At 32.7% G+C, this 15,167-nt stretch carries 14 protein-coding genes and 1 pseudogene; 4 read left to right on the top strand and 11 right to left on the bottom strand.

Going from position 1 to position 15,167, the window contains the following annotated elements; translation table 11 throughout:
* Positions 1-184, top strand: a 184-nt coding sequence (locus COI44_RS24395; RefSeq protein WP_218926932.1) for a hypothetical protein, incomplete at its 5' end; no start/stop codon positions are given.
* Positions 185-369: 185 nt separating this feature from the next.
* On the opposite strand, the gene menC is transcribed toward COI44_RS24395, so the two are convergent.
* The 4 genes from menC to COI44_RS18565 are packed head-to-tail and all read right to left on the bottom strand — an operon-like array spanning position 370 to position 4,378.
* A complete protein-coding gene (gene menC, locus COI44_RS18580; RefSeq protein WP_098429267.1) occupies positions 370-1,479 on the bottom strand; it encodes an o-succinylbenzoate synthase in 1,110 nt (369 codons plus the stop codon).
* Between the two features lie 27 nt (positions 1,480-1,506).
* A complete protein-coding gene (locus COI44_RS18575; protein WP_098429266.1) occupies positions 1,507-2,349 on the bottom strand; it encodes a GNAT family N-acetyltransferase in 843 nt (280 codons plus the stop codon).
* The gene (locus COI44_RS18570) at positions 2,324-3,499 is read right to left on the bottom strand and encodes an amidohydrolase (protein ID WP_098429265.1); all 1,176 of its coding nucleotides are present in this window, start codon (positions 3,497-3,499) and stop codon (positions 2,324-2,326) included. The genes COI44_RS18575 and COI44_RS18570 overlap by 26 nt, the downstream gene beginning before the upstream one ends.
* Before the next feature lie 24 nt (positions 3,500-3,523).
* Positions 3,524-4,378: a MurR/RpiR family transcriptional regulator gene (locus tag COI44_RS18565; protein WP_098429269.1), complete on the bottom strand. Its 855-nt coding sequence runs from the start codon at positions 4,376-4,378 to the stop codon at positions 3,524-3,526.
* A 316-nt stretch (positions 4,379-4,694) separates the two neighbouring features.
* On the opposite strand from COI44_RS18565, the gene COI44_RS18560 reads away from it, so the two are divergent.
* Together COI44_RS18560 and COI44_RS18555 are read left to right on the top strand one after the other, a co-directional pair.
* A complete protein-coding gene (locus COI44_RS18560; RefSeq protein WP_098429264.1) occupies positions 4,695-5,804 on the top strand; it encodes a glycosyltransferase family 4 protein in 1,110 nt (369 codons plus the stop codon).
* On the top strand, positions 5,797-6,579 hold the full coding sequence (locus COI44_RS18555) for a HipA family kinase (protein WP_098429263.1): 783 nt from the start codon (positions 5,797-5,799) through the stop codon (positions 6,577-6,579). Before COI44_RS18560 ends, COI44_RS18555 begins: the two co-directional genes overlap by 8 nt.
* Before the next feature lie 47 nt (positions 6,580-6,626).
* On the opposite strand, the gene COI44_RS18550 is transcribed toward COI44_RS18555, so the two are convergent.
* The 6 genes and pseudogenes from COI44_RS18550 to COI44_RS18530 all read right to left on the bottom strand — a co-directional run bounded on the left by COI44_RS18550 (position 6,627) and on the right by COI44_RS18530 (position 12,345).
* Positions 6,627-7,937 carry a UDP-glucose dehydrogenase family protein gene (locus COI44_RS18550; protein WP_098429262.1) on the bottom strand — a complete coding sequence of 437 codons (1,311 nt, stop codon included), beginning with the start codon at positions 7,935-7,937 and terminating at the stop codon, positions 6,627-6,629.
* A 1-nt stretch (position 7,938) separates the two neighbouring features.
* Positions 7,939-8,850 carry a UTP--glucose-1-phosphate uridylyltransferase GalU gene (gene galU / locus COI44_RS18545; protein ID WP_098429261.1) on the bottom strand — a complete coding sequence of 304 codons (912 nt, stop codon included), beginning with the start codon at positions 8,848-8,850 and terminating at the stop codon, positions 7,939-7,941.
* Between the two features lie 254 nt (positions 8,851-9,104).
* The gene (locus COI44_RS24695; protein ID WP_286163984.1) at positions 9,105-9,227 is read right to left on the bottom strand and encodes a hypothetical protein; all 123 of its coding nucleotides are present in this window, start codon (positions 9,225-9,227) and stop codon (positions 9,105-9,107) included.
* Positions 9,228-9,549: 322 nt separating this feature from the next.
* Positions 9,550-9,849, bottom strand: coding sequence for a hypothetical protein (locus COI44_RS18540; protein ID WP_098429260.1), 300 nt, complete (start codon positions 9,847-9,849; stop codon positions 9,550-9,552).
* 262 nt (positions 9,850-10,111) lie between these two features.
* Positions 10,112-11,251, bottom strand: a pseudogene (locus tag COI44_RS18535) (glycosyltransferase family 4 protein); the annotation flags it as partial.
* Positions 11,248-12,345: a CotS family spore coat protein gene (locus COI44_RS18530; RefSeq protein WP_098429258.1), complete on the bottom strand. Its 1,098-nt coding sequence runs from the start codon at positions 12,343-12,345 to the stop codon at positions 11,248-11,250. The gene COI44_RS18530 and the pseudogene COI44_RS18535, both read right to left, overlap by 4 nt.
* Positions 12,346-12,639: 294 nt before the next feature.
* Here COI44_RS18530 and COI44_RS18525 point away from each other — a divergent pair, with 294 nt between their 5' ends.
* On the top strand, positions 12,640-13,611 hold the full coding sequence (locus tag COI44_RS18525; RefSeq protein ID WP_098429257.1) for an NAD-dependent epimerase: 972 nt from the start codon (positions 12,640-12,642) through the stop codon (positions 13,609-13,611).
* A gap of 107 nt (positions 13,612-13,718) precedes the next feature.
* On the opposite strand, the gene COI44_RS18520 is transcribed toward COI44_RS18525, so the two are convergent.
* On the bottom strand, positions 13,719-14,984 hold the full coding sequence (locus tag COI44_RS18520) for a helix-turn-helix domain-containing protein (protein WP_098429256.1): 1,266 nt from the start codon (positions 14,982-14,984) through the stop codon (positions 13,719-13,721).
* Positions 14,985-15,167: the final 183 nt, after the last annotated feature.

Below are 15,167 nucleotides of genomic sequence, written 5' to 3'. Positions count from 1 at the left end.
TTTTATTGACGTAGATACAAAAAATGTCATTACTGCAATTAAATTTGGTAAATCTGCAATTAAAACTATGAAAACTGCAAATAAGGCTTGGCATCATGAGAAAATAGTTTATCCGATTCAAAAAAATAGAAGAAATAATCATAAATCGAGTAAGAATCATTCAAATCTAAACATTATCCAGTAAAAGTAAGGTTGATTTGAACTTTATATTAATATTTCAACGTTAGATCAACAAGGAACACCATTGTGAGTACTTAATAATGCAAAATGATGATCCATATTTACTCATTAGAGGCCCTTGAATCATCACGAAAAAAACACAAACCATAAACTTAGGTTCGTGTCTTCTCCTTACTCTAGTATTTAATTCTAATTGTATACTTTCGTACTGATTGTATATTTTTCGATATTTTGCATGTGTGGCTCGTACCCGATGCCTGGTTTGGTTGGTACAGTAATCATTCCATTTTCTACGGTTACTTCTGGTTCGATAATATCTTCTGCCCAGTATAATGCAGATGCTGCTGTGTCACCAGGTAGTATGAAGTTAGGTAATGACGTGATTGCAATATTATGGGCTCTTCCGATTCCTGATTCTAACATTCCACCACACCATAATGGAATTCCATTTTTCTGGCATAGATCATGTATTTTTCTTGATTGAGTTAGTCCTCCAACTCGACCAACTTTAATATTAATAATTTTACAGCTTCCTAGTTTTATTGCTTTTCTAGCATCTTCTAGTGAATGAATACTCTCGTCTAAGCAGATTGGAGTTTTCATTCTTTCTTGTAGATCTGCGTGATCGATTATATCGTTATATGCAAGTGGTTGTTCGATCATCATTAAATTATAATCATCTAATGCAATTAATTGGTCCATATCAGATAATGTATATGCTGAGTTAGCATCCGCCATTAAAGGAATAGTTGGATAAACTTTACGTACTTTATCAATCAGTTCAATATCCCAGCCTGGTTTAATTTTTAATTTAAATCTTTTATAGCCTTCTGCAAGTCGGTTTTCGATAATATTAATTGTTGAATCGATTGAATCTTGAATCCCAATACTTACTCCAACTTCGATTTCCTTTTTAGTTCCACCTAACGCAGTTGAAAGTGAGATATTTTCTTGTTTAGCATACAGATCCCAAATTGCACCTTCTATGGCAGCTTTCGCCATATAGTTCCCACGAATATGTGAGAAATATTTTTCGGAAATTTCGTCTGGATGGTTAATATCATTATTTAACACGATTGGAATTAAATAATCTTCAAGAATATGCCAATTTGTTTTTAACGTTTCTTCATTATATAGTGGATCAAGCATAGCAACAGATTCAGCCCAACCTGAGATACCGTCTTCGCTTATCGCTTCTAATAGAATAAATTCACGGTCATATTCAGTACCAAAGCTTGTTGTAAATGGATGCAATAAATCTAGCTTCATATGGCGTAATATTACTTTTTTAATTTTCATTTCTGAACTCTCCTTTATATTACTTTTCTATTTGTTTAGTACATAAAAATGAACTGGTATTTCCGTGTCTGAATTCTTATAAAATCCACTAACTTTCCATCCGCTTTGAAATAATTTTTTAAAGGACTCTCTAGTAAGCATTCGCCACTGGCTTGCAATTTTAATATTCGTTTCTCTAATTGTTCGGAAATCTTTTGGTACCGCAACAAAGGCTAGATCGTTAAACACATCAATATCATTTTGAATCGGCATTGGTATTCCTTCATTGTTTTCTTCCCATTTAATAAGTGAATTTTTAACTGCTTCATCTAATTCAAAAGGTCTTAAATTCTCCTTTTCCTCTTCCACTTTTGCAATATACCATTCAACTAGAAAACGATCAGATGGTATTCCACTATTTAATAAGTCTTCCATTTCTCCATAGCAGTTTTCAATATACGTATTACAAACTCCACCTAACTTAGAAATATTTAAATATCCATTTGCGGTTTCTAATGGATCATAAGTCCATGTAATCAGTTTATAGCCGAGTTTAAGAGCTTCTTCTCGCTGGGCAACTTTAAGCAGTTTTCCAATCCCTTTATTACGAAACTCTTGATCAATTCCAAGCATATGAGAGCAAAGATAAACATTTTGTCCATTATAACCAGGAAAACTATATTGAAATCCAATTATTTTATCGTCAAAATATGCACCTAAAACTAAGCCACCATTTTTTGCAGCTGTAATTGTTTGATGCGTAGGAATCGAATCCTCAAGTCCCCAAATTTTAGATTCTAGTTCTCGTACCTGCCCCATTTCTTCGATGGAATGTAGAGCACGGATCTTAATTCCTGTCTTAACTTCAGATTGATTCAGTTTGTTTAGCATTTGCGCCACCTCTTAATTGTTCTTGTTCTGATGCTAATAAAACTGTTTGAGTTAAAATTTTCGCTCCATAATGAAGTGCTTCTAAATTAAAACTCATATGAGGATGATGTAACCCCGGTGTTAATCCACATCCTAAACCGACCATTGTAGCCGCAATTTGAGGATATTTATTTGTATAGAAATGGAAGTCCTCACCACCATTTGAAATACATTCAGGCACTACGTTTTCTTGTCCAATCATTTCAGCAATGGCTCTTTCGGTAATTTTTATTGCCTGCTCGTTTTGTACGGCCGCTGGAACAAACTCTTCCATAGACCACGAAATCTTAGCTTTTGTTTCAAACATCGTTTCCTCAAAAACTTCAACTGTACGCGCATTTAATTGATCCATAATGTTATTTGTTTGCGCTCTAACATCAAGTGAAAACTTTACCGTTTCTGGTATCGTATTTGATGCTTCATTTTCAGTTTGAATTTGGGTCATTTTTATTGAATGAGGGATACCCGTATTTAAATTTATTTGCTTTAATTTATTTACGATTTCAGCAGCTACTTCAATCGCATTAATACCATCTTGTGGTCTAGATGCGTGAGCCTGAATTCCTCGAATTGTCCCTTTAATCGTTTCAGCAGAACCATGGATGATCACTGGAGATGCCTTTTGAAAAGGTACTTCTCTTTCTGGTCTTAAATGTACGCCAAACAATGAAATAACATTGTCTAATGCACCATCTTCCATCATTTGAAGGGCTCCTTCACCCTTTTCTTCAGCTGGCTGGAAGATAAATCGAATCGTATGTTTTGGCTTTATACCACTTGCAGAAATCGCCAACGCTGCATATAAAACCATCGTACTATGAGCATCATGTCCACATGAGTGGTTTGCCATTACAACACCATCAACTTCTTGAACTAGTGCATCCATATCAGCTCTTAGCGCCACAACTGTATCATTTTGGCCCTTAATTTCAGCAATAAATCCAAAATGATTTTTATACGTTTTAATCTCAAATTCTGTATCATTTAGTCGTTCTCTTAAATACTTTGCTGTTTGTTCTTCTTGCCAACTAGGCTCAGCTAGCTTATGTAAATCCCGATAAGTTTGTAAAATAGTTTCTTTATTATGATCTAGATAAGATTGTGGATTCATCAGATTTTCTCCTAACAGTTTTTTCTATTCTATAAACACTTCATAGGTAGAATAAATTTTTTCCAATTTTTGTTGATACATTTGAATTCTTTTTTGGTCTTTTTCATATAATCCGGCAATCACTAAATTTAATAGACTAATAACTGATGCGATTGAGTTAGAACCACTTTCCACATTTTCTTCTGTAGTTAGAACGATATCTGCTATTCGACCGATTGGTGATAATAATCGATCAGTAACTGAAATTAAACTTACTCCATTTTCTTTCGTACATTCTGCAATTGTTAATGTTTCCTTTGCATACCTTGGAAAAGAAAAGGCAACAACAACTGATTTTTCTGTTAAATTACAAAACTTTTCATAAAAGTCACCTGCAGGAGAACAATACAATACGTTACCTCTAATTGAGCTTAACGTATTCGAAAACCAGTACGCAGCTATATGGGATACTCGATGACCAACTATTAACACTTGATCGGCACAGGTAATTGCTTCAATAGCTTTTGAAATTTCCTTAATATTCGAAGGTTGTAATAAGTTTCTTAAAATATTTACTTCATTTTCGATAATTTTTGTAAAAGTATTTTGTCCTTCTGCATTTTTTAACTCTTCTTTTTCTTTTATATAATCGGCTTTATTTAAATGAAGAAACTCATTTTGAACACATAACTGCATATCACTGAAGCCTTCAAATTCTAGTGCATATGAAAGACGAATGACCGTTGTTTCACTTACTTCAGCTTTTTTTCCAATTTGATGAGCAGTTTTAAAGGCACACTCCTCAAGATTTTCAATCATATAAGTCGCTACTTTTTTTTGCCCTGGTGATAATTGTGAAAATTTTTCCTTTACTAACAATTTAAAATTAGGTCGCTCCATTATTTTTAATCCTTCCAACGTTGAAGTTTATCCTTCATAAATTTTAAAAGTTGCAGTCGATACTTCTTTTTCTTATACATTATCATATCCCTAAACTAGGAGCAAGGAAAAAAAAGTTAAGTTTTTCTGCTTTTAACCTAATAAATATTTGTAGTTAGTAGTTAATTGCCCTTACAATTTACCTCAATTTGAATTAACTAAAATAGGACTACTATTCAAGATTTGAATCCGGTCAATAGCTGTAATCGTGTATACAATTAGTTTTCAAATCGGTTTAAACGTTATTTGTATACCCTAAAACCAAGGAGGGGAAAATTTGAAAGTCTTAATAATCTGGCGTCTCTTAACAGTTGGTGGAGTAAATGCTGGCTGGAGGAATCGTTCAATTTATTTTAAAAGGTTTGGCATTGATACTGAGTTTCTATACACAACAGATCATGGTGGCTTACACATAATGGAAGATATTGCACCTGTCTATTTAACGAAGGACGAAAACGAAATTATTGATATTATAAAAAACAATGCATATGACGCAATCATAGTAGTAGATACGGGAGCTGCATATAAATGGTTACTAAAAGCTAAATATAAAGGTCCTGTTATTGTAGAAGCACGTACGCCCGAGCTTATGAAACTACAACCTCATTTAAAGAAATTCAGATCCATTGAACCTGTTTCTATTATTGTTCCATCTAATTATCAAAAAAGATTAGTTTCCATCTTAACAGATAATATCCCCATTAAAGTAATCTACAATGGTGTTGACACATCATTTTTCCATCCATTAGCTCAAGATGAAATCGCAACCGAAAATAATCCAATCCTTCCGAACAATAAAAAAATTGTGTGCTGTATCGGTAGAGTGGATAAGCGAAAAAACTGGCCAATGTTAATTGAAATTGCAAAATTGATAAAAAGTGAACGATCGGATATTGAAATTTGGTTAATTGGAGGAGCTCAAAGCGTTCAGCGAGAGGATTTTGCATTAGCTTGGAAGGAAGAAGATCTAACCGATATAATTAAATGGTTTCCGGTTATTCCTTATCAACAAATGCCTCATGTATACGCAAAAGTACTTCAATCTGGTGGTTGTACAATCGCAACTACAAAAGTAGAATCATTTGGGAATACCTTTATTGAGTCTATGGCTTGTGGTGTTCCTGTTGTTGCTTCTAATATAATGCCTATTTCGGAAATCGTTCTTCAAGGTGAAACAGGTATGCTTTTTCGAGGACATGATGTTCAAGATGCTGTTAAAAAAATATATTCAATCGTTGATAATAAGAAGTTTCATGAAAAGCTATCGCAAAATGCGATCAACCATGTTGAAAATAATTTTGCTATTCATAAAGTAGCCGATATTTATCGCGAATATCTACTGAAATTTGGTAAAGGCAAAAATAGTGATGTGATTCAAAATGATTGAACCAGTTTCCTATATTAAAAAACTAGAAGGAAAATCCAATGCTCACTTAATTACATTTAGTGATGGTAGAGATTATGTTGTAAAATATTTTCGGTCTGGATATGAGAAAACATTACCAAACGAATGGGTTGCCTATTGTATTGCTAGATTTTTAGATTTACCAGTTCCTTTTGCTCAAATTGTTTCTATTCCTGAAGAATTTTCAAAAACAATACCAGATCTAGTCATGGAAGAAGTTCAACATTCAAAGTTTCAGTTTGCTTCTTTATATGTACCGGAAACGTTTAATGGACATCAAGTTGTATCAGTTCCTAGTATTTTAAATAACAATCAGCTTGCAGGTATTATTTTATTCGATTATTGGCTGTGTAATGGAGACCGTACTCGAAAAAACATTTTACTTCGCGAAGAAAATTTAGATCAATTTAAACTTTGGATTATTGACCATGCTGAAGCATTTGGTTCCTATAGCTGGTTAACTTCAGAGTTAGAAACATTGCCTCAAAATATTATGAAAAGTTCAACTCATCAATTCATGTCCCAATATATAACTAGTGAAGAAGAATTTAATGAACAACTTCAAATCATCCAAAGATTCCCGGTACTGCTTTTAGAAGAAATAGTAGAATTAATACCTGATGATTGGTTAATAGCAAAGGAAGACAAAAAGGCAATTGTAGGCAGATTAGTAAATCGTAGAAAAAAAATTCTCCCTTATCTTAAACATAAATTCGTCAAAACGATCTACCGCCCATTACATGAACAAAATGAATAGTATAACAAAAACGACTTCAAATTAGTTTGAAAGTCGTTTTTACATTTCTATTGAATTATGGACGGTTTACCAACTGGGTAATATTCTATTTTCTCACAATCTCGTACTTTTTCTTCCATCAGGCAGTTTCTTCCGTCAAAAATGATTGGATTCTTCATTTTCTTTAGTATGCTAGGTAAGTCAAGTTCTCTAAATTCTCTCCACTCAGTAACAATAAGAATTGCATCTGTATCCGTTACACATTCATTTATTGAACTAGCGAACGTTAAATTGTTACCTAGTATTTCTTTTGCGTTGTCAATTGCAACGGGGTCATATGCAATGACTTCTGCTCCTAATTCTATTAAAGAATTTATGATATTAATAGAAGGTGCTTCTCTCATATCGTCTGTATCTGGTTTAAATGATAATCCTAGACATGCAATCTTTTTCCCTTTTAATATACCAAATCGTTCAATAGCTTTCTTTACGAGCAATTCACGTTGAAAATTATTAATTGAAATAGTTTCCTTAAGAAAACCAAATTCAACTCCATTTAACCCGGCTGTATGCAATAATGCTTTAACATCCTTTGGGAAACAAGAGCCGCCATAACCTATTCCAGCATATAGAAATGCTTCACCGATTCGTTTATCTTTCCCCATTCCCTTTGCCACATCTTCTACATTTGCACCGAGTACTTCACAAAGATTTGCAATTTCATTTATATAACTTATTTTGCTAGCTAAAAATGCATTGGATGCATATTTAATCATTTCTGCACTTCGAATACTAGTTATTAAGATTGGTACATTTAATGGTTTATACATTTCTTCAACAATTCTAGCAGACTCTTGATTATTGCTACCGATAATGATTCGATCTGCTTCCATCGTATCTTTAATTGCCGAACCTTGTCTTAGGAACTCCGGATTTGAAACCACGTCAACTACGATATCTTTACTGCAATTTTTTTGAATAATTTCCTTTACTACTTCATTCGTTCCAACTGGAACAGTACTTTTTATAGCAATAATTACGTCTTGTTTAATATTATTTGCGATATCAATCGCTGCACCCTCAAGATAGGATAAATTTGCCGCCCCATCTTCTCTTTGAGGGGTACCTACTGCAATGATAATAACCTTCGCATCTTCTAACCCTTTATCATATGAGGTTGTGAAGGATAATCTTCCTAACTTTATATTATTAGTTATTAACTCTTCAATTCCTGGTTCATATATTGGAGAAATACCTGCACACAAATTTTTTATTTTAAGTTCATTTATATCAATACAAGTTACTGAGTGACCAATCTCTGCTAAACAGACTCCTGTTGTTAAACCGACATAGCCCGTACCTAATATAGAAATTTTCAAGTCAATCCACATCCTGATTCTTCATATTTAGAGCATGATCAGATATGACCTCGTTTAAGAAAGCGATTACCTCATCTTTTATATCTTCTCTATTAATCGCAAAATCAATTGTAGCCATTATAAATCCAATTTTATTTCCGATATCATATCGTTTACCTTCGAAATTATATGCTAAGACAAATTGATTTTTATTTAATTCGTTAATCGCATCTGTTAATTGTAATTCACAGCCTTGTCCCACAGAAATTGTTGATAAAATATCAAAAATCTCTGGAGTAAGAATGTAACGTCCCATAATTGCATAATTTGATGGGGCATCTTTCAATTTTGGTTTTTCTACTAGACACTCAACTTGAAATAGATTTGTATTTGTATCGTAAGTACTTTCTTTTTGTTTAATAACGCCATATTTACTTACTTCTTCATCAGGAACATTCTGAACAGCAATAACTGGTGCATTATATTTCTCGTAAACATTAATAATTTGCTGTAAGCAAGGTGTTGTAGACATCACTATGTCATCCCCTAACAAAACAGCAAATGGTTCATCTCCTATAAAACTCTTAGCACATAATATTGCATCTCCTAATCCTTTCGGTTCCTTTTGACGCACATAAAAGATTTTCACCATATTGGATATTTTCTGCATTTCTTCCAAAACAGTTAGCTTGTTTTTTCGAGATAATGATTCTTCTAATTCATATGATTTATCAAAATGATCCTCGATTGCTCGTTTGCCTCTACCACTAATAATAATGATTTCTTCAATTCCAGAAGCTACAGCCTCTTCAACGATATATTGAATAGTTGGTTTATCAACTATAGGTAACATTTCTTTTGGCAACGCTTTTGTTGCCGGCAAAAAACGAGTCCCGAGACCAGCAGCGGGAATAATAGCCTTGCGGATTTTCATTTGACTTGCCTCCAAACATTTGTTCATTATACTTTATATGTAAATGAAGGAGGTCTTGTCACCATATATACCTATTATGTTTAGAAAGTTTATGACTTATAAACTAGGTTTTTTTCGCCTATAAATATATTTATTTAAGAACACTAAACCAAACTATTAAAAGATAATGTTTATAGGTATTCATTAACCAAAATAAATTTATTTGAGTGACTTTTCGTGTTAATTGCATCCATGTTTGCATAGTATGACATTCATTATGCGATTTGAAGATTAATTGCGTCTGCATGGGCATTAATTGTACTAATATAAACGTTATTTATGAGAGATTTTTCATCCTCGCTATTGTCATTCTTTTCACCAGGATAGGCGTTAATCAAGACTATTTAACCCTTAATTAAACCAAATTTGCTGTTCATGTCATTACCATTCATTACGCTATTTTTAGCGTTAATTTGGCCATTTTTGTCGTTCCAGGAGTTGTTATTCATTACACCAGTTTTGGCGTTAATTTAGCCAATTTAACTTTAATTAAGCGGTATTCATAACTTGATCAGCAGAGTTCACTTGTTGCATAAGTTACTCTCTTTTGAACCCCGTCATCAATAAATAATTTCCAAACTAAAAAAGGCTACCTCAAAAGTCTTTAAACTTATGAGACAGCCTCTTTCTATTTAGACAAGTTCCTCAAAATATGATTTTTTATCGATTTCTGTTTCTATGCATTTCAGTAACGCTAGGAATTTTCTTTAATCTAAAAGGTTCTGAATTAACATTATTAGATAGATTGTTAGATCTATTTTCTATTCTACTTACTTCATTTGCATATGGTCGTTGGTTTAGGTTTGAATAAGAGGTTGCATTATTTTCGACTTGATCAGTTACTCTTCTAATTCGTCTTAGTACTCTTGGATTCATATTAGCTGAAAATCCTTCCGTTACTTTCGCGACTACTTTTTCTTTAGGAACTGATTTTGCTTTCTCTACTAGGATTCCTAGCATTTCTTCAAGAGTGTTGATTTCGGACTGAGTTACTGGTTTTGGTACTTCTACTATTGATTCTGTAATTTGTTCTATTTCGATAGTTGGTTTTATTTCTACAGTTGGTTCGATTACTTCAATGATTNNTTTCTGTCGTCGGTTGTTCGTTTACTTCAGATACATTATTATTAGCTACATTCAACTGTGTATTTTGTACTGCAGTTTTAAATAATGTTTGAGGTTCATATTGTTCTAATTGATCTGGTGAAATAGATGAAGCATATTCAGTTTGGCTCCATGTAGATAGAATTTCATTTGCTACACGACTCCATAAATACTTAGTAACTGCAAGTTCTCTACCTTTTATTCCCATATTCTTCATTAGCGTTTTGTTTGATAATATTTCTGTAATTTTGGTAGCGAATTCATCTGGATCCACTGGATTTTCTACGATTAATCCATTTTCACCTGGAATAATGACCTCAGGATTCCCACCTCGAGCAGTTGTTACAATTGGAAGTCCAGCTGCCATCGCTTCATAGTGAACCCTTGCTAGAGGCTCTTGCCATAATGAAGTACATACAAATAAATCTGCTACTGCAAACCAGTTGTGTATTTCAAAAGGTGATACAAATCCTGTTGTAATAATCGGTACATCTTGCTTTTTTGCGATAGCACGAATATAAGCAACATAATCTGTAACATTGTTTTGACTAAACCAATTGCTTCCTACGATGACTAAAGCTAAATCTTTAAAGGTTTTTGAAAGTGTTGGCAATGCTCTAATTAGACGGTCTACGCCTTTGTTTTCTGAAAGTCTTCCTGCAAATAAAATAACTGTTTTATTTTCTAAACCATACTCTTTTCTAAGTGTGTTTCTCGTACTAATCATTTTAGGATCATTACCAGGTAAGAAACGGTCGGAATCAACACCTGAGTAGATCGTTCTAATTTTATTTGCACTTTGAGGATAAAGTTCACGAATGACATTACCTACATAATCACTTACCGTAACGATACTTGAAACTTCTTCTAATACTAAATTCGCTTCATCAACAGCGATTTTCCCAATATTAAACATATCATTATGCATACTTAAAGTGATTTTAGAGTTTGGTGCTACTTTTCTAATCGGAAGGACAAGTCGTGGTCTGTTAAAAATGTGGATTAAATCAAATTGATTTCCTTTAATATATTCAACTACACCTTCACGATATAGTTCTAATACTTTTCCTGGCACACGTACATAATTTACACCGTCGATTGTTTCTTCATCTGGTAATGATGGATCATTAACGCCTAGTACTGTTATATCGTGTACTTTACTTAAATAAGGTAAACTTCCTGCAATATAAGTCTGAATCGCACCGCCTAAAACTGGAGGTACTGGTAGGTTTTCTGTACATACCATTAATATTTTCATTCTTTTCCACTCCAGTCGTTGCGAACTTCATTCAACGTTGCCCACTTTGACTGCTCTAAGTCAACGATTGATTGAATTAATTGTTTAGTCGTTTCACCTAAAAATAATTCTGGTTCATAAAGTACTTCTTTAATGTTTTTATAAAATTCATTTGGCATTGAAAAATCAATCATTAATACTTCATATAATTCTTTAGAAATTGGATTTGCTTCGTGATATGCGTTAATCATTTCCCTTACCCATGTAGCATCCCAAGCGAATAAATCAGACATTGTACCAGATATCAGTTTTCTAAGATCACGAATTGGCAAATCATATGCAACTCCATCTAAATCAATAACCCACATTCCATTTGGTCCCATTTGACCATTTGACCAGCCGTAATCTTGGTGAACTAGGCCCCAACTTGCGTTTCCTTCATTTACCATATTAAAGTAACCAGAATTGTTTAAGTCTTCCATACTCTTTCTTGCTTGTTCTTGAAATAGATCTACTACATTTAATAAATCCTGACTAGCTGGCATTTCTTCATAAGCCAAGGCAATTGTTCTAAACCAATTCATTTTGTTATATACTTTTTCATAACTTTTTGGCCACTTGTGCAATCTTGATGCAATTTCTGCTTGAATCGGTGGTACATAGCCTTTACTTAAACGATGAAACTCACCAAGTGCATGACATAACTGCTTAGCACCTTCTAAATCTTTAGAAACTGGTGCCAACTCTTCAATCCATTCTGCAACGAACCATAGTTTTCCACCAGCTTCTACATATTCCTCGCCATCTCTAGTTCGTACAATGCTTGGAACTCTAGCCTGTTGAACCTCAACTAAATACTTCTGAGCCCCTAAACTAAACATACTTCTAGTTGGTCTTCTGTGTAAAAGCTTAAAGCTTTTTGGACCATCGTTTGTTTCAATTTTCCAAATCGCTCCGCCTTTGTCAGCTTTCGTCGTAATTACTTGCATGCTATTTACTTGAAGGTCATAAAACTTAAGTACTTCAAGCCCAATTTTTTCAATATATTCAGGCACATAGAATTCATCATGAATAAGCTCATCGACAATCCATGGCTCAATTATTATATTATTCAATTTCTCCCTCCTACTTTTTAGAGCCCATAAAAAAATTCACATTTCTTTTTAATGAAATGTAATTAATAGTTGCTTATGACTTTTATTGCTCTAAGTGTGTTTAGACCTAATGTAATCATATGATTTTGTCCAAGTATTGTGAGGGTATATGTGTATACTATCAAAAAAGTATTTTCTACTAATCTAGTTATATACATATTTCGATTTGTATTCGAACTTTGTCGTTTTATCCATCATATGATATTCCAACTCTTGTTAGATAAGGAGGTTTTTAAGATTAAAAAAGCTGATACTATGCGCATCTTAATTACTGGATGTGCCGGATTTATTGGATTTCATCTAAGCAGACGCCTATTAGAACAAGGTTTTCAAATCATTGGAATTGATAATATAAATGATTACTATGACAGACGTCTAAAATTAGATAGATTGGAACTTTTAAAAAAATATGAGCATTTTCGTTTCACAAATGGCTCAATTCATGAAATGGAGCTACTAGAAGGGCTCTTTTTACAATATAATTTCGATCTAGTCATTAATCTTGCAGCACAAGCTGGGGTGAGATATAGCTTAGAAAATCCAGGGTCATATATCCAATCAAACCTTGTAGGTTTTGCCAATATATTAGAGTGTTGTAAAAATCATCAAATTAAACACCTCATATACGCTTCTTCTAGTTCTGTTTATGGTAATAATAAAAAAACTCCTTCTTCAATTAACGATCGAGTTGACCAACCAATTAGTTTATATGCAGCCACAAAAAAATCAAATGAATTAATGGCATACTCATATAGTCATACGTTTAATCTTCCTACTACTGGATTGCGTTTTTTTACGGTCTATGGGCCATGGGGTAGACCAGATATGGCATTATATAAATTTGCTAATTCAATCACTAACGGGCAGCCAATAGATGTTTATAATTATGGAAATATGAAACGAGATTTTACTTATATTGATGATGTAGTTGAATCTATTGTAAGAATCATTAAAAATGGGCCGCCAACTGAATCCGCCTCGTATTATAAACTTTATAATATTGGTAACCATAGCCCAGTAAAGTTAAACTATTTTATTGAAGTTATAGAAAAGCAACTTGGTATAAAAGCAAATATCAATTTATTACCGATGGTTACAGGAGAAGTAATTGAAACATATGCCGATATTGATCAACTCGTAAATGATATTCAATATAGTCCAACTACTTCAATTGAAGACGGTATTGCTAAATTCGTTGAATGGTTTAAGGAATATAAAAAGAAATGAAAATAGCCACAAGGATTTTAAACTTCCTTGTGGTTTATTTGTCTAATGTAGAAATAAATTTCAGCTATTGCTGTTTATTCACAAAAGAAGCCCAATTTAAGGGCTCGCTACGTATAAATTGCTTGATTTCGATCCTCACTTAACATTTGAATATAATCCTCATTTAATTGCTCTGTTAAATGATCTCTATAATGCCAAATTGATAATAAGCATTGTTTAAATTTTTCAATTATACCTACATTTTTAACTTTTCTAGCTACCTTTATCAAATCATTTAGCCCTTCAATATATTGCTTATTTTCGCATTTTAAAAGTGATTGTGCATAGCAGAAATCCAAATACAATTGTTGTTTATACAAGTTTGTACTATATGCCATTTCATTAATTACTTTTTCATGCTGATTGATTAAAGCTAAAGCATCTTCTAATCTACCTAATTTTACATAGGATTCAATAATTCTCGGTATGCCTACATATAAATCATCTCGATCTTTAATCCAATCGTAGTATTCATCAACATAATGTAATTCACCAAAATCAAGGAATGTAACATATCGATTACCGATTGCAGCCTCTGCAAAAAAATCATTAATCTTACTATATTTCCTTATTATTTCAAGCACTTCATCGATTGAATTACTTAACCGATTTAAAGCGAAACCTTGGTATACTAACCCATAACCAAATAGCTTTTCATTCTTCGCCATTTTTTCTAATCGCTTCGCATAATGAAGGACTTTGTCCCATTGTTTTAACATATAGTAAGTAGCTGTAACATATAAAATTGTTAGTTCCTGAAAATCATCTGGCATATAGCTCACATATTCTAATACATGGACAAGAGTAGCTGGTCCTTCCTCTGTTAATCTATTTAAATAGTACTTTCTAAAATAACTAATAGCGACTTCCTCAGCTGTTTGATCTGGCATGTGATGAATAATAATTTCATATAAAGGCAAAGCCTCTTTTTCTTTCCCTTCAGCAAATAACTTTTCAGCAATCTCAAATAAATTTTGTAAATTTTTCGTTCGAATTGTCTTAGATTTTTCCTCTAACATTTCAGAAATGATAAAGTTTAACTCTTTTTTAAATCCATTTATTGCACATTTATAAATAAACGCTACACTTCTTCGTTTATCTAAATATCGATTCTGATTAAAACATAATTGTGTATAGCTCGAGTAAAAATATCCTTCTGCCAAACCGAACGCTTCTGTAATTGCATCTAAATAATGCAATGAAAGTGGCTTTTTATTATTAAATACTCTACTTATATCACTTATATGGATTCCAGAATATTTAGCTAAATCAGCTTTGTTCCAATTTTTGTCATTCATAAATGTAAGAAAATCATATAGAAGTATCTGATTCATAAGCTTTCCACTCCATACTCGGTAATAATTTATTTTAATTCATCGTTTCCAACCTTTTGTCTAGATGAATAATGGACAACTAGGTATTATCGCACATATTCTATTAGGTTTATTATACTATTTTGTCATTTTTTTAAAATAGGAAATATTCAATAATTTAATTAAAATTAATTAATGATTTAA

Origin of the sequence: Bacillus sp. AFS088145 (genome assembly GCF_002564465.1) — a bacterium.
Taxonomy (GTDB): Bacteria; Bacillota; Bacilli; order Bacillales; family Bacillaceae_G; genus Gottfriedia.
Note: the sequence above shows the minus strand (reverse complement) of the source record. Positions and strands in the feature narration are given on the sequence as shown.